This window comes from Pseudomonas sp. LRP2-20 (assembly GCF_024349685.1).
In the GTDB taxonomy this organism is placed as follows: Bacteria; Pseudomonadota; Gammaproteobacteria; order Pseudomonadales; family Pseudomonadaceae; genus Aquipseudomonas.
This window is the reverse complement of the sequence record NZ_AP025944.1, coordinates 3,129,476-3,144,310: the sequence shown is the minus strand read 5'-3', so window position 1 is coordinate 3,144,310 and position 14,835 is coordinate 3,129,476. Positions and strand designations below refer to the sequence as shown.

The following is a 14,835-nucleotide window of genomic DNA, read 5'->3' as shown; positions in this document are numbered from 1 at the left end:
GAGCCACTCGGTGTGCCAACTGGCGCGCCACGGCCAGGCTCGCCCGCGAGGTGCAACATGAGCTTCCAGATCGCACTTAATTTCGAAGACGGGGTCACCCGCTTCATCGAGGCCAGCGGCCATGAGACCGTGGCCGACGCCGCCTACCGCCAGGGCATCAACATCCCGCTGGACTGCCGTGACGGCGCCTGCGGCACCTGCAAGTGCAAGGCCGAATCCGGGCGTTACGACCTGGGCGACAACTTCATCGAAGACGCCCTGAGCGCAGACGAAATCGCCGAGGGCTACGTGCTGACCTGCCAGATGCGCGCCGAAAGCGATTGCGTGGTGCGCATACCGGCTTCGTCGCAGCTGTGCAAGACCGAACAGGCCAGTTTCGAAGCGGCCATCAGCGATGTGCGCCAGCTGTCGGCCAGCACCATCGCCTTGTCGATCAAGGGCGAGGCATTGAGCCGCCTGGCGTTCCTGCCGGGGCAATACGTCAACCTCAAGGTGCCAGGCAGCGACCAGAGCCGCGCCTATTCCTTCAGCTCGCTGCAGAAGGACGGCGAGGTCAGCTTCCTGATCCGCAATGTGCCGGGCGGCCTGATGAGCAGCTTCCTCACCAGCCTGGCCAAGGCCGGCGACAGCATGAGCCTGGCCGGCCCGCTGGGCAGTTTCTACCTGCGGCCGATCCAGCGCCCGCTGTTGCTGCTGGCCGGGGGTACCGGGCTGGCGCCGTTCACGGCGATGCTGGAGAAGATCGCCGAGCAGGGCAGCGAACACCCACTGCACCTGATCTACGGGGTCACCAACGATTTCGACCTGGTCGAGCTGGACCGCCTGCAGGCACTGGCCGCGCGCATCCCCAACTTCACCTTCAGCGCCTGCGTGGCCAACCCCGACAGCCAGTACCCGCAGAAGGGCTACGTGACCCAGCACATCGCGCCGCAGCACCTCAATGACGGCGATGTCGATGTGTACCTGTGCGGCCCGCCACCGATGGTCGAGGCGGTGAGCCAGTACATCCGCGAGCAGGGCATCACCCCGGCGAACTTCTACTACGAGAAGTTCGCGGCGGCTGCGGCCTGAGTTTCCTCGGGGCTGCCGGCATCGTGCGGGTGACGGTGGCCTCCTTTTATTCCGAAGCCATATGCCCACCCTGTGGCAGCGGGTTTACCCGCGAAGAGGTCAGCAGGTTCGGCCGTGATGTCCGGTCGGCCGCATTCGCGGGTAAACCCGCTCCCACAAGGCCAAGCGCAGAAGCGGAGATCGATTATGAACAACAGATTCCAAGGCAAGGTTGCCCTGGTCACCGGCGCCGCCCAAGGCATTGGCCGCGGTGTGTGTTGGCGGCTCAAGGCCGAAGGCGCGCAGGTGGTGGCGGTGGACCGTTCCGAGCTGGTCCACGAGCTGGCCGGGGAGGGCATGCTGACCCTCACCGCCGACCTCGAACTGCATGCCGATTGCGCCCGGGTCATGGCCACGGCGGTGGAAACCTACGGCCGCCTCGACATCCTGGTCAACAACGTCGGCGGCACCATCTGGGCCAAGCCCTTCGAGCACTATGAAGTGGAGCAGATCGAGGCCGAAGTGCGCCGCTCGCTGTTCCCGACCCTGTGGTGCTGCCATGCCGCGCTGCCGTACATGCTCGAACGCGGCAGTGGCGCCATCGTCAACGTCTCGTCGATCGCCACCCGTGGCGTCAACCGCGTGCCCTACGGCGCGGCCAAGGGCGGGGTCAACGCACTCACCGCGTGCCTGGCCTTCGAAACCGCTGGCCGCGGCATCCGCGTCAACGCCACCGCCCCCGGCGGCACCGAGGCGCCACCGCGCCGGGTACCGCGCAACAACAGCGAGCAGAGCGAGCAGGACAAGGCCTGGTACCAGCAGATCGTCGACCAGACCCTGCAGAGCAGCCTGATGCACCGCTACGGCAGCATCGACGAGCAGGTCGGCGCCATCCTCTTCCTGGCGTCCGACGAGGCCTCCTATATCACCGGCGTGACCTTGCCGGTGGGGGGCGGTGATCTCGGCTGAACCCTCCCCATGCAAAGCCCCCAGGCAAAGCGTTCCTCCAAAACAACAACAAGAGAGACAGATGCCATGCGAACCCTTGACGTACACCCGATCATCGACAACGCCCGCTTCACGTCCTTTCACTGGCTGATCATGGCCCTGTGCGGCCTGCTGTTGATATTCGACGGCTACGACCTGTTCATCTACGGCGTGGTGCTGCCGGTGATCATGAAAGAGTGGGGCCTGACCCCGTTGCAGGCCGGCGCACTGGGCAGCTACGCGCTGTTCGGCATGATGTTCGGCGCCCTGGCGTTCGGCAGCCTGGCCGACCGCATCGGGCGCAAGAAAGGGATCGCCATCTGTTTCGCCTTGTTCTCCGGGGCGACCATCCTCAGCGGCTTTGCCAGCAGCCCCGGTGAGTTCGGCATCTACCGCTTCATCGCCGGTCTCGGCTGCGGCGGCCTGATGCCCAATGCCGTGGCGCTGATGAACGAATACGCACCCAAACGCCTGCGCAGCACGCTGGTGGCGATCATGTTCAGCGGCTATTCCCTGGGCGGCATGCTCTCGGCAGGTGTCGGTATCTTCATGCTGCCGCGTTTTGGCTGGGAATCGATGTTCTTTGCCGCGGCGGTACCGCTGCTGCTGTTGCCGGTCATCCTTTACTACCTGCCAGAGTCCATTGGCTTTCTGGTGCGACAGGGACGGACCGGTGATGCCCGCAAGTTGCTCAAGCGCCTGGACCCAGGCTGCGATGTGCAAGCGGACGACCTGCTGCAGGCAACCGATCGCAAAGGTGGCGGCACCTCGGTGCTGGAATTGTTCCGCAATGGCTTGGCGATCCGCACCCTGGCCCTGTGGCTGGCGTTCTTCTGCTGCCTGCTGATGGTCTACGCCCTGAGTTCATGGCTGCCAAAGCTGATGGCCAACGCGGGCTACAGCCTGGGGTCGAGCCTGTCGTTCCTGCTGGCGTTGAACTTCGGCGGCATGGCCGGGGCAATTCTCGGCGGCTGGCTGGGTGATCGCTACAACCTGGTCAAGGTCAAGGTGGCCTTCTTCATCGCGGCGGCGCTGTCGATCAGCCTGCTCGGCGTCAACAGCCCGATGCCCATTCTCTACCTGCTGATCTTCATCGCCGGGGCCACCACCATCGGTACGCAGATCCTGCTGTATGCCGGTGCTGCCCAGCTCTACGGGCTGTCGGTGCGTTCCACCGGCCTTGGCTGGGCCTCAGGAATAGGCCGTAACGGCGCCATCGTCGGCCCGCTGCTCGGCGGTGCGCTGATGGGCATCAACCTGCCGCTGCAACTCAATTTCATCGCCTTCGCCATCCCCGGCGCGATCGCCGCGCTGGCCATGGCCGTGCACCTGGCCAGCGGCCGGCGCCAGGCGCAAGTGGCGACGGCCTGACACCTCTACTGACTGAACTGGAGCTTTTGCATGACAAGCCCGACCATCGAACGGCTGGACGCAATCATTGTCGACCTGCCGACCATCCGCCCGCACAAGCTGGCGATGCACACCATGCAGCAGCAAACCCTGGTGGTGCTGCGTCTGCGCTGCAGCGACGGCGTCGAAGGCATCGGCGAGGCCACCACCATCGGCGGCCTGGCCTACGGCTACGAAAGCCCCGAGGGCATCAAGGCCAACATCGACGCGTACCTGGCACCCGCGCTGATCGGCCTGCCAGCGGACAACATCAACGCCGCCATGCTCAAGCTCGACAAGCTGGCCAAGGGCAACACCTTCGCCAAGTCCGGCATCGAAAGCGCCTTGCTCGACGCCCAAGGCAAGCGCCTCGGCCTGCCGGTCAGCGAACTGCTCGGCGGGCGTGTGCGTGACAGCCTGGAAGTGGCCTGGACCCTGGCCAGCGGCGACACCGCCCGCGACATCGGCGAAGCCGAACACATGCTGGACATCCGCAGGCACCGGGTATTCAAGCTTAAGATCGGCGCCAACCCGCTGGAGCAGGACCTGAAACACGTGGTGGCGATCAAGCGCGAGCTGGGCGAGCGTGCCAGCGTGCGTGTGGACGTCAACCAGTACTGGGACGAATCGCAAGCCATCCGCGCCTGCCAGGTGCTCGGCGACAACGGCATCGACCTGATCGAACAGCCGATCTTGCGCATCAACCGCGGCGGCCAGGTGCGCCTGAACCAACGCAGCCCGGCGCCGATCATGGCCGACGAATCCATCGAGAGCGTCGAGGACGCCTTCAGCCTGGCCGCCGAGGGTGCTGCCAGCATCTTCGCCCTGAAGATCGCCAAGAACGGCGGCCCGCGCGCCGTGCTGCGCACCGCGCAGATCGCCGAAGCGGCGGGCATCGCCCTGTACGGCGGGACCATGCTCGAAGGCTCGATCGGCACCCTGGCCTCGGCCCATGCCTTCCTCACCCTGCGCCAGCTGACCTGGGGCACCGAACTGTTCGGGCCGCTGCTGCTGACCGAAGAGATCGTCAACGAGCCGCCGCAGTACCGCGACTTCCAGCTGCACGTGCCACGCACCCCGGGCCTGGGCCTGACCCTTGACGAACAACGCCTGACGCGCTTTGCCCGCCGCTGAAAAACACACCCCCCCTGTGGGAGCGGGCTTGCCCGCGAAATAGGCAACTCGGTAGATGGCACGGGCTGCGCCCGTGTTCGCGGGCAAGCCCGCTCCCACAGGGATGGCACGGGCTTCGCCCGTGTTCGCGGCTGAAGCCGCTCCTACAGAGGGGCGCGCAAGCCTTTGGACATTTGCAAGACAGGAGAAAGCAGCATGCTGTTCCACGTGAAGATGACCGTGAAACTGCCGGTCGACATGGACCCGGCCAAGGCCGCGCAACTGAAGGCCGACGAGAAGGAACTGGCCCAGCGCCTGCAGCGCGAGGGCACCTGGCGCCACCTGTGGCGCATTGCCGGGCACTACGCCAACTACAGCGTGTTCGACGTGCCCAGCGTCGAGGCGCTGCACGACACGCTGATGCAGCTGCCGCTGTTCCCGTACATGGACATCGAGGTCGACGGCCTGTGCCGCCACCCGTCGTCGATCCACAGCGATGACCGCTGACCCCAGCCTTTTGCACAAGAACAAGATGAGGTAACCATCATGACCGTGAAGATTTCCCATACTGCCGATATCCAGAAGTTCTTCGAAGAAGCCGCCGGCTTTGGCAATGACCAAGGCAGCCCGCGCCTGAAGCGCATCATCCAGCGTGTGCTGCAAGACACCGCGCGCCTGATCGAAGACCTGGAGGTCAGCGAAGACGAATTCTGGCATGCCGTTGACTACCTGAACCGTCTCGGCGGGCGCGGTGAAGCCGGGCTGCTGGTGGCGGGCCTGGGCATCGAGCATTTCCTCGACCTGCTGCAGGATGCCAAGGATGCCGAAGTCGGTTTGACCGGCGGCACCCCGCGCACCATCGAAGGCCCGCTGTACGTGGCGGGCGCGCCGCTCGCCCACGGTGAAGTGCGCATGGACGACGGCAGCGAGGACGGCGTGGCTACCGTCATGTTCCTCGAGGGCCAGGTGCTCGACCCACAGGGGCAGCCGCTGGCCGGCGCCATCGTTGACCTGTGGCATGCCAACACGCGTGGCACTTACTCGTTCTTCGATCAAAGCCAGTCCGAGTACAACCTGCGCCGACGCATCGTCACCGATGCCGACGGCCGCTACCGCGCGCGATCCATCGTGCCGTCAGGCTATGGCTGCGATCCCCAGGGCCCGACCCAGGAATGCCTGGACCTGCTCGGCCGCCATGGTCAGCGCCCGGCCCACGTGCACTTCTTCATCTCGGCACCGGGGCACCGCCACCTGACCACGCAGATCAACCTGGCGGGGGACAAGTACCTGTGGGATGACTTTGCCTATGCCACCCGTGACGGGCTGGTGGGTGAAGTGGTGTTCCATGAAGGGGCTGATGGCCGCCATGCCGAGTTGAAGTTCGACTTCCAGTTGCAGAAGGCCAAGGCCAATGCCGATGAGCAGCGCAGCGGGCGGCCGCGAGCACTGCAGGAGGCCTGATACACCGCGCTGGTTTCTTCGCGGGGCAAGCCCGCTCCCACAGGGCTCGCGTCAATTTCGGACCTGTGGTGATCCTGTGGGAGCGGGTTTACCCGCGAAGAAGGCAACACAGAACAAGAGCCAGCCACCAAGGCCGGCCGATGCCTTGCGAGAAATCACATGAAAACCCTGATCAAGGACTGCTCCCTGTCAGCCCTGGTCGCCGGCTGCATCGCGACCCTGATCTCCTACGCCGGCCCGCTGGTGATCATCTTCCACGCCGCCGAAGCTGCCGGCCTGTCCCACGGCATGCTGTCGTCCTGGGTCTGGGCTGTTTCCATGGGCAGTGCCGTGCTCGGCGCCTTGCTCAGCCTGCATTACCGGGTACCGGTGGTCATCGCCTGGTCGATACCTGGGTCGGCATTGCTGGTCACCGCGTTGCCCCAACTCGGCCTGGAGCAGGCCGTGGGTGCGTATCTGGTCGCCAACCTGGTCCTGCTGCTGATCGGCATCAGCGGGGCCTTTGACCGTATCATCGCGCGTTTGCCAGGCTCCATCGCCGCCGGCATGCAGGCTGGCATTCTGTTCAGCTTCGGTACCGAGGTTTTCCGGGCACTCCCGGCGCAGCCCGTGCTGGTCTTGGCCATGTTCACCACCTACGTGCTGATGCGCAGGCTGCAACCACGCTACGCCGTGGCCGCGGTACTGTGCGCAGGCGCGGTGGTGACCCTGGCCAGCGGTGCCTTGCGCAGCGAGGCGCTGGTGCTGGAGCTGGCTTCGCCACAGTGGATCACCCCGCAGTTCAGCCTGGCGGCAACCTTCAGCCTGGCATTGCCGATGGTGCTGGTGGCGCTGACCGGGCAGTTCATGCCGGGTATGGCAGTGCTGCGCAACGCCGGTTACGACACCCCGGCCAGCCCGCTGATCAGCGCCAGTGCGCTGGCCGGTTCGCTGCTTGCGCCGTTCGGTTGCCATGGGCTGAACCTCGCGGCCGTCACCGCCAGCCTGTGCACCGGCCATGAAGCCCATGAGAACCCGCGCCGGCGCTATGTCGCGGCCGTCGCTGGCAGCGCGTTGTACCTGCTGCTGGGCATTGCCGGGGCCACCTTGATGTCGCTGTTTGCCGCGTTCCCGGCGGCATTGATCGCGGCACTGGCCGGCCTTGCCTTGTACGGCGCCATCAGTGAGGCCCTGGCGCGCAGCCTGGCCGAACCCAGCGAACGTGATGCCGGGCTGTTCACTTTCATGGTCACCGCTTCGGGGGTGTCCTTCCTTGGCCTGTCGGCGGCGTTCTGGGGGCTGCTGTTCGGCCTGCTGGCCCATGCACTGCTGCGCCTGCGCCGCCCGCAACCCCAGCAGGTGCTGCGCCGCAACCCCTGAATATCCGTGTTCCCCGCGCTTTATCCATAACAACAAGATCAAGAGAGCTTCGGAATGAACCACACCCCTTGTGTCGCCATCGGGCTGACCTTGCTCAGCCCCACCTTGCTCGCCGCCGAAGGTGGCTTCTTCGCGGATGCCAAAGCCAGCCTCAGCGCCCGCAATTACTACTTCAGCCGTGATTTCTCCGACATCGTCGGGGCCAACCGGCAGTCCAAGGCCGAGGAGTGGGCCCAAGGCTTCATCCTCGACTTCAAATCCGGCTACACGCCGGGCCCGGTCGGCTTTGGCGTCGATGCCCTGGGCCTGCTCGGCATCAAGCTCGACAGCAGCCCCGACCGGGTCAACACCGGCCTGCTGCCAGTGCACGGCGATGGCCGCGCAGCCGACGAGTACAGCCGCATCGCGCCCGCTCTCAAGGCCAGGCTGTCGAAGACCGAGCTGCGCGTGGGCGAACTGCAGCCGAACCTGCCAGTGCTGACCTTCAGCGATATCCGCCTGTTGCCGCCGACCTACCAGGGCACCAGCATCAGCTCGGCGGAAATCGACGGGCTGACCGTGCAGGCCGGGCACCTGACCAGCACGCACCTGCGCAACGAGGGCGGCGACGGCAAGATGAACGCCATGCTCGGCCATGTGCCCCAGCGCCAGGCCGAAAGCGATGCCTTCAACTACGCGGGCGGTGACTATGCGTTCAATGCCAACCAGAGCAGCGTCAGCCTCTGGTACGGGCAGCTTGAGGATATCTACCACCAAGGTTTCCTCGGCCTGAAGCACAGCAAGCCGTTGGGGGATTGGGTGCTGAGCGCCAACCTTGGCTACTTCACTGCACATGAGGATGGCGATGCGTTGCTGGGCAAGATCGACAACCAGGCGTTCTTCTCGATGTTCACCGCCCGGCATGGCGGCCACAGTTTCCACGTTGGCTACCAGGGTATCTACGGCGACAGCCCGTTTCCCCGGGTGTTCGCCAATGTCTCGCCGCTGGGCAACGAAGTGCCGACCTATGAGTTCGCCTACACCGACGAGCGCTCGTACCAGGTGCGTTACGACTACAACTTTGCCGCGATGGGGATCCCTGGATTGACCACCACGGTGCGCTACATCACCGGCAACAATGTCGACACGGGCCGGGGATACGAAGGCAAGGACCGCGAGCGCGATCTGGACATCGGCTATGCCGTACAGAGCGGGATGCTCAAGGGACTGGGCATCAGGGTCCGCAATGCGATGGCGCGGTCGAACTACCGCAGTGACATCGATGAGAATCGGCTGACCCTGGTGTACACCTGGCAGCTGTTCTGAGGCATAACCGGCCATTTGTTGTCACACAGCAGCGATTGCGCCACCCAGGTATCAGGGGTTAGGTTTCCTCGATTGCCATTGAGGAAGCCTGACTTTGGACTCCATCACCCAAGCCGTGCTCGGTGCTGCGCTGCAAGGTGCGGTGCTCGGCCGCATCCAGGGCCGCCGCTCGCTCATCTACGGCGCGGCACTGGGCACCGTGCCGGACCTCGACGTGGTCATCCGCTACGCCGACCCGGTGTCGCAGATGACCTATCATCGCGGCTTCTCCCATTCGATCTTCGTCCTCACCGGGCTGGCCTTGCTGCTGGCGTGGCTGGTCAACCGGCTCGCCCGAAGGCGATGGCCCGACAAGGGCTACACGCTGCCCCGGCTGTTCCTGGCGTTCTGGCTGGTGCTGGTGACCCACCCCATCCTCGATGCATTCACGGTTTACGGCACCCAGCTGTTCTGGCCGCTGCCGTTCACCCCGCTGAGCTGGGCGGCGGTGTTCATCATCGATCCCGTCTATACCTTGCCGCTGTTGCTGGCGGTTCTATATGCCGGCTTCAAAGGGCTGAAGGGCAGGGCTGTGCGGGTGTTGAGCCTGGCTCTGGTATTCAGCACGGCCTACCTGGGCTTGGGGTTGGCCGGGCGCATCGCCGCCGAGCAGCGTTTTCAGCTGGCGCTCGAGCAGCAAGGCATCCAGGCAAGCGAGCTGCGCGCCGTGCCCATCGCGTTCAATAGCCTGGTCTGGCGGGTACTGGCCAAGACCCCGGAGGGTTTCTACTACGAAGGCATCAGCAGCACGTTTGACCGCAAACCACCGGAAATGCAGCGTCTGCCTCTGAACCTGGAGGCAGGCAATGCCCTGCACGGTGCGCCTTTGCTCGAACGCCTGCGCTGGTTTACCGGGGGCTGGCTGCGCTATGACGTGGTCGGCGATCAACTGGTGGTCACCGACCTGCGCATGGGCATCCCCGGTAACTACACCTTCCGTTTCAACATGGGCCATCGCGACAGCCAGGGGCAGTGGGTGGCCGATACGCCAAGCCGTTGGGCCGGTTCCGGGGTCGGCGCGATGTTCAGCAACGGTGACCTGGCATTGATCTGGCGGCGCATACTCGACCAGCAACCGCCATTGCCGTTGGCCTCGTGGAGCGAGCGCTGAGCGCATGCCCTTGCAATACTGCAAAGTGATCCCATTTAAGCCGGCCTTCAGTTTGCCCAGGAACCTGCCATGGAACCCAACCGCTTCGGCGACATCGCTGCCTTCGTCAGTGCCGTCAAGGCCGGCAGCTTCACCGCTGCGGCCGCCAGCCTGGGATTGACCCGTTCGGCGGTGGGCAAGAGCATCGCCCGGCTGGAGGCGCGCATGGCGGTGCGCCTGCTCAACCGCACCACGCGCAAGCTGAGCCTGACCGACGAAGGCCTGGTGGCCTTCGAGCGCTGGCGACAGATCCTCGATGACCTGGACGAGGTGGAAAGCACCATGGCCCAGCGCCGTGGCAAGCCCACCGGCACCCTGCGCCTGACGGCGCCGCTTTCGTTGGGCCAACGCCATGTACTGCCGATCCTGGATGACTATCTCAAGCAGTGGCCGCAGCTGCGTGCCGACATCCGTTTCACCGACCGTTTTGTCGACCTGGTGGAAGAGGGCGTCGACGTCGCCGTGCGTATCGGTGCGCCCAAGGAAGACTCGCAACTGCTGACCCGCACCGTCGCCTGGCAGCAGTTCGTCACCTGCGCCTCGCCTGCATACCTGAGCCAGCACGGCGTGCCGCAGGTTCCGGCGGATTTGTACGGCCACGACAAGATCGCCTTCCTGGCCGGTGAAAGGTCGATGCCCTGGCGCTTCCACACCGCCGAGGGGCTGCACCTGTGCGAAGAGCCCGGGCGGCTCAACATCGACAGCTCCGAAGCGATGCTCGATGGCGCGCGGGCCGGCTTCGGCCTGATTCATCTGCCGACCTACATCACTGGCGACGACTTGCGGGCCGGTACGCTGGTGGAGGTGCTACGCGATTATCGGCCGCCAGCAGACCCTATCCGTGTGGTCTACCCGAGCAAGCGGCACCTGTCGCCACGGGTACGTGGGTTCATCGACCTGCTGGTGGCGACTTGGGCGCAAGGCGTGCCCTGGGAACACTGATTGGGGACTGCCAGGCCCGTATATGGGGCCTGACTTCGGGTTTATCCCTGGCGTGGCAGCGTAGACACTGGTGTCATTGATAATCCCTGTGGAGACCCCATGACTGCCTTGTCCGTACTGGATCTGGTCATGATTGGCGAAGGCAAGACTTTCGCCGACGCGATCGAAGAATCCCGCCAGCTGGCTCGCCACGTCGAGCAGCATGATTACCGCCGCTACTGGATTGCCGAGCATCACGACATGCCCGGCATCGGTTCGGCTGCCACCTCGCTGGTGATCAACGAGATCGCCAATGCCACGCAGCACATTCGCGTCGGTGCTGGCGGCATCATGCTGCCCAACCATGCACCGCTGGTAGTCGCCGAGCAGTTCGGCACCCTCGACACCCTGCATCCGGGGCGTATCGACCTCGGCCTGGGGCGTGCACCCGGCACCTCCGGGCCGACCGTGCGGGCCCTGCGTGGTGCCGCGCCTGAGCGCGACTTCAACCAGGACATCGCCGAACTGCGCGACTATCTGGCCGACAATGGCAAGCGCCAGGTCCGCGGTGTGCCGGGCGCGCACGCGGTGCCGGTGTGGATCCTCGGCTCCAGCCTGTTCGGCGCCGACCTGGCAGCGAAGCTGGGGCTGCCGTATGCCTTCGCCTCGCACTTCGCACCGCGTTACCTGCTGCAGGCGATTGCGCATTATCGGGCGAACTTCCAGCCTTCCGCGCAACTGGCCAAGCCGTATGTGATGGTGGGCGTGAACCTGTTTGCTGCTGACAGCGATGCCGAAGCGGATTACCAGGCCAGCTCGCACCGCAAGTGGATGCTCGACCTGCACGTCGGGCGCTTCGGCTTGCTGCCCAAGCCGCAGGAAGGGTATGTGCAGAGCCTGCCTGGGCATGAGCGGGCGGTATTGGAGCAGGTGATGGCCTGCTCAATTGCCGGTGGGCCTGAGCGGGTCCGGGAAGGGCTGCGTTCGTTGATCGAGCAGACCGGGGCGGATGAGCTGATGATCGATTGCCGGATCCATGACCCGTTCGCGCGGCTGCGCTCGCATGCCTATGCGGCGCGGGCTTTGGCTGAATTGAGTTAAACCTCACCGGCCTCTTCGCCGGCAAGTCGGGGCGCCGAACCGCCGCTCCGACTTGCCCATGAAGAGGCCGATGCAGGAGAACGCTCAGCGACGAGCCAACCGACCGCTGACAAAATGCGCCACATCGTTGAACCCCGGCGTCGACGCATGCCCCGGCGTCACCAGCGAATCGACGAATGCTTCATCTTCCGCCGTGATCTTCACGTCCAGCGCCCCGCCATAGGTATCCCACTGCGCCTCGGTGCGCGGCCCGACGATGGCCGAACTGACCAACTGGCTGTTGAGCACCCAGGCAATCGCGAACTCGACCAGCCCCACGCCCTTGGCCTGCACGTAGTCCTGCAGTTGCCGGGCAATGGCCAGCGATTCCTGGCGCCATTCCACCTCCATGATGCGCTTGTCCTGCCGCGCTGCGCGGCTGCCGGCTTCAGGCTCTGCGCCCGGCGCATACTTGCCGCTGAGCACGCCGCGGGCCAGCGGGCTGAACGGCACCACGCCCAGGCCGTGATACGCGGCGGCGGTCATCTGCTCCGGCTCGGCCTGGCGATTGACGATGTTGTACAACGGCTGGCTCACCACCGGCTTGGCCACACCCAGGCGCTCGGCAATGTTGCAGATCTCGGCAATGCGCCAGCCGCGGTAGTTGGACACGCCCCAGTAACGGATCTTGCCCTGCTGCAGCAGGTCGCCGATGGCCCGCACCGTTTCTTCCAGCGGCACCTTGTGGTCTTCGCGGTGCAGGTAGTAGATGTCCAGGTAATCCAGGTGCATGCGTGTCAGCGTGGCATCGATGCCATTGAAGATGTGCTTGCGTGACAGCCCGCTGCGGTTGGGCAGGCCATCGGTGGGCCCCATGCCGACCTTGGAGGCGACCACCCAGTCCTGGCGATGGCGCGCCACCGCTTCACCGACGATCTCTTCGGAGCGGCCGGCGTTGTACACGTCGGCGGTGTCGATGAAGTTGATGCCCTGGTCCCAGGCCTTGTCGATGATCCGCAACGCGTCCTCGGTGCTGGTCTGCTCGCCGAACATCATGCTGCCCAGGGTCAACGCGGAGACTTGCAGGCCGGAGTGGCCAAGGGGACGGTAGAGCATGCCGAGTGTCCTTTGCGGGGAATGATCCGCCTGTTTTACACATAACCGGCCGGGTTTTAAAGGGCGCGCGGGCGTTGGGATCAGCCAATCAGCTCAAGGGCCTGATCCAGGCTCAAAGGTCTTTTCATGCGTTGTGACAGCGTCGCCATGGCATCCGAATAGCCCTTGGCTACCACTGCCTCCACCTGATCCCCGACACACTGCAAGGCAATGAAATCGCCTTTCTCCGGTTCCCCGACGAACTCGATGCGGTTCCAGTCCTGGGCATGCCCCAGCACCTCGTAGGTGCGCCCGTGCTGGTAGGTCCAGAAGAACGGCACATCGTTGTAGCGGCGTTGTTCACCCAACATGTTGGCCGCTGCGATCACCCCATGCTGCTGGGCCAGCCGCCAGTGCTCGATGCGTACCGGCCGGCCTGCATGGGGGAAGGTGGCGATGTCGCCGGCAGCCCATAGACCCTCAGCGGCATGCAGTTCGGCATCGACCGGCAATGACTGATCCTTGGCCAACGGCACGCCCTGCACGAAGGCAGTGGCGGGCTTGACCCCGGTGCCCAGCAGCACCAGCCCTGCGAGCAGTTTTTCGCCATTGGCCAGTTGCACGGCCTCGACCTTGTCTTCGCCCAGGAAGCGTTCGACCTCGGTCGGGCCATGAAAGACCACGCCCTTGCGTTCATGCAGTTCGCGAATGCAGCGACCGATACGCTCACCGAGCTGTTTGGCCAACGGTACTTCGTGACGGGTGACCACATGCACCTGTGCGCCGTACTTGCGCAGAGCCGAGGCGGCTTCCAGGCCGATGAAACCGTCGCCGACGATCACCACCGGCTGGCCAGGTTCGGCGGCATCGAGCAGGCGAGCGGCATCCTCGCGTGAGCGCAAGGTCATGATGCCAGGCAGGTCCACCCCAGGCAGTGCCGGACGCAGCGGTTTACCGCCCGTGGCCAGCAGGGCGGCGTCATAGTCGATGTGCTGGCCGTCGGCGAGGGTGATCTGGCGCTTTTTCGCATCCAGCACGCGTACCTTGCCCAAGCGTCGATCCAGATGACCTTTGCGCAGTTGATCGGGCTCCAGCAATGCTGATACTTCGTCAGGTGCCATCTCCCCGGCGATGACGAATTTGCTCAAGGCCGTGCGGTCGTATGCCGGCTGCCGCTCCTGGTCGAGCCAGATCAGGTGCCCGCCAAAGCCGTGGTCGAGCAGCGTGGCAACCGCTGCCGAGCCGGCGGCACCGGCACCGATCACCACGAAGGTGCGGGCGTCGCTGTGTCGAGGTGGCTCGTTCTTCGGCAACGGCTGGTCATCGACCCACACTTCACCGTCCTTGACCCACGCGCGGTACCGGCGCAGGTCGGTCAGCGCCGGGGGCTCGCACACCGCACCTTCATCGACGGCAAACGCGGCCTTGTGCCAGGGGCAGACCAGCAGGCCGCCGCAGATCATGCCTTCTTCCAGCGGCGCGCCTTCGTGCGGGCAGTTGCCCTGGTAGGCATGGACCTGATCGCCCTGGCGGACGAGGATCATTTCTTCGTTGCCGGCCTGGACGCGCAAGGGGCGCTTGGGATCGAGCTGTTCGAGGCGGGCCACGGCGTGCTGGGTCATGGGGCATCTCCAAAGGGGCCATCTGCAAAGAGCTTTGCACCATTTGACGCCGGCGGTGGGAGGTGGATGCGTTGATCTGACGACCGGTGTCCTTGTGTTCGCCTCGGGATCTGCAGCGCCTGAGAGATCGAGCGCCGCCCGCGCGGCGCATCGCGAGCTTTGCTCGCTCCTACGTTTGTTTCGGGCCAGTTTATCCTGTGGGATTTGCGCGCGGACGCCTTGGAGCATGACTCGATATCGTGTCGTACCAACAAGGCGGTCGCG

13 protein-coding genes are annotated in these 14,835 nt (G+C 65.0%); 11 read left to right on the top strand and 2 right to left on the bottom strand.

Features of this window, described 5'->3' with window-relative positions:
* The first annotated feature begins 57 nt into the window (after positions 1 to 57).
* From benC to OCX61_RS13920, 11 genes are all read left to right on the top strand, one after another.
* Positions 58 to 1,071, top strand: coding sequence for a benzoate 1,2-dioxygenase electron transfer component BenC (gene benC / locus OCX61_RS13970; protein ID WP_261940018.1), 1,014 nt, complete (start codon positions 58 to 60; stop codon positions 1,069 to 1,071).
* 186 nt (positions 1,072 to 1,257) lie between these two features.
* The gene (locus tag OCX61_RS13965) at positions 1,258 to 2,019 is read left to right on the top strand and encodes a 1,6-dihydroxycyclohexa-2,4-diene-1-carboxylate dehydrogenase (RefSeq protein WP_261940017.1); all 762 of its coding nucleotides are present in this window, start codon (positions 1,258 to 1,260) and stop codon (positions 2,017 to 2,019) included.
* A 66-nt stretch (positions 2,020 to 2,085) separates the two neighbouring features.
* A complete protein-coding gene (locus tag OCX61_RS13960) occupies positions 2,086 to 3,408 on the top strand; it encodes an MFS transporter (RefSeq protein WP_261940016.1) in 1,323 nt (440 codons plus the stop codon).
* Between the two features lie 30 nt (positions 3,409 to 3,438).
* A complete protein-coding gene (locus OCX61_RS13955) occupies positions 3,439 to 4,560 on the top strand; it encodes a muconate cycloisomerase family protein (protein ID WP_261940015.1) in 1,122 nt (373 codons plus the stop codon).
* A 195-nt stretch (positions 4,561 to 4,755) separates the two neighbouring features.
* Positions 4,756 to 5,046: a muconolactone Delta-isomerase gene (gene catC / locus OCX61_RS13950; protein WP_003256111.1), complete on the top strand. Its 291-nt coding sequence runs from the start codon at positions 4,756 to 4,758 to the stop codon at positions 5,044 to 5,046.
* Between the two features lie 39 nt (positions 5,047 to 5,085).
* Complete coding sequence (gene catA / locus OCX61_RS13945; protein ID WP_261940014.1) at positions 5,086 to 6,000, top strand: catechol 1,2-dioxygenase; 915 nt, start codon at positions 5,086 to 5,088, stop codon at positions 5,998 to 6,000.
* 159 nt (positions 6,001 to 6,159) lie between these two features.
* Positions 6,160 to 7,359: a benzoate/H(+) symporter BenE family transporter gene (locus OCX61_RS13940; RefSeq protein WP_261940013.1), complete on the top strand. Its 1,200-nt coding sequence runs from the start codon at positions 6,160 to 6,162 to the stop codon at positions 7,357 to 7,359.
* 54 nt (positions 7,360 to 7,413) lie between these two features.
* Positions 7,414 to 8,664, top strand: coding sequence for an OprD family porin (locus OCX61_RS13935; RefSeq protein WP_261940012.1), 1,251 nt, complete (start codon positions 7,414 to 7,416; stop codon positions 8,662 to 8,664).
* 94 nt (positions 8,665 to 8,758) lie between these two features.
* Positions 8,759 to 9,814: a metal-dependent hydrolase gene (locus OCX61_RS13930; RefSeq protein ID WP_261940011.1), complete on the top strand. Its 1,056-nt coding sequence runs from the start codon at positions 8,759 to 8,761 to the stop codon at positions 9,812 to 9,814.
* A gap of 69 nt (positions 9,815 to 9,883) precedes the next feature.
* On the top strand, positions 9,884 to 10,795 hold the full coding sequence (locus OCX61_RS13925) for a LysR family transcriptional regulator (protein WP_261940010.1): 912 nt from the start codon (positions 9,884 to 9,886) through the stop codon (positions 10,793 to 10,795).
* 99 nt (positions 10,796 to 10,894) lie between these two features.
* Complete coding sequence (locus tag OCX61_RS13920; protein ID WP_261940009.1) at positions 10,895 to 11,875, top strand: LLM class flavin-dependent oxidoreductase; 981 nt, start codon at positions 10,895 to 10,897, stop codon at positions 11,873 to 11,875.
* A gap of 84 nt (positions 11,876 to 11,959) precedes the next feature.
* Here OCX61_RS13920 and OCX61_RS13915 read toward each other — a convergent pair whose 3' ends face one another.
* The gene (locus tag OCX61_RS13915) at positions 11,960 to 12,970 is read right to left on the bottom strand and encodes an aldo/keto reductase (RefSeq protein WP_261940008.1); all 1,011 of its coding nucleotides are present in this window, start codon (positions 12,968 to 12,970) and stop codon (positions 11,960 to 11,962) included.
* Between the two features lie 80 nt (positions 12,971 to 13,050).
* Positions 13,051 to 14,571: an FAD-dependent oxidoreductase gene (locus OCX61_RS13910; protein ID WP_261940007.1), complete on the bottom strand. Its 1,521-nt coding sequence runs from the start codon at positions 14,569 to 14,571 to the stop codon at positions 13,051 to 13,053.
* Positions 14,572 to 14,835: the final 264 nt, after the last annotated feature.

Bases quoted from the DNA above. Each gene is read 5' to 3' on its own strand.
- benC (WP_261940018.1), top strand. From the start codon at position 58: ATGAGCTTCCAGATCGCACTTAATTTCGAAGACGGGGTCACCCGCTTC.
- catC (WP_003256111.1), top strand. From the start codon at position 4,756: ATGCTGTTCCACGTGAAGATGACCGTGAAACTGCCGGTCGACATGGAC.
- OCX61_RS13940 (WP_261940013.1), top strand. From the start codon at position 6,160: ATGAAAACCCTGATCAAGGACTGCTCCCTGTCAGCCCTGGTCGCCGGC.
- OCX61_RS13915 (WP_261940008.1), bottom strand. From the start codon at position 12,970: ATGCTCTACCGTCCCCTTGGCCACTCCGGCCTGCAAGTCTCCGCGTTG.
- OCX61_RS13960 (WP_261940016.1), top strand. From the start codon at position 2,086: ATGCGAACCCTTGACGTACACCCGATCATCGACAACGCCCGCTTCACG.
- OCX61_RS13920 (WP_261940009.1), top strand. From the start codon at position 10,895: ATGACTGCCTTGTCCGTACTGGATCTGGTCATGATTGGCGAAGGCAAG.
- OCX61_RS13925 (WP_261940010.1), top strand. From the start codon at position 9,884: ATGGAACCCAACCGCTTCGGCGACATCGCTGCCTTCGTCAGTGCCGTC.
- OCX61_RS13955 (WP_261940015.1), top strand. From the start codon at position 3,439: ATGACAAGCCCGACCATCGAACGGCTGGACGCAATCATTGTCGACCTG.
- catA (WP_261940014.1), top strand. From the start codon at position 5,086: ATGACCGTGAAGATTTCCCATACTGCCGATATCCAGAAGTTCTTCGAA.
- OCX61_RS13965 (WP_261940017.1), top strand. From the start codon at position 1,258: ATGAACAACAGATTCCAAGGCAAGGTTGCCCTGGTCACCGGCGCCGCC.
- OCX61_RS13935 (WP_261940012.1), top strand. From the start codon at position 7,414: ATGAACCACACCCCTTGTGTCGCCATCGGGCTGACCTTGCTCAGCCCC.
- OCX61_RS13910 (WP_261940007.1), bottom strand. From the start codon at position 14,571: ATGACCCAGCACGCCGTGGCCCGCCTCGAACAGCTCGATCCCAAGCGC.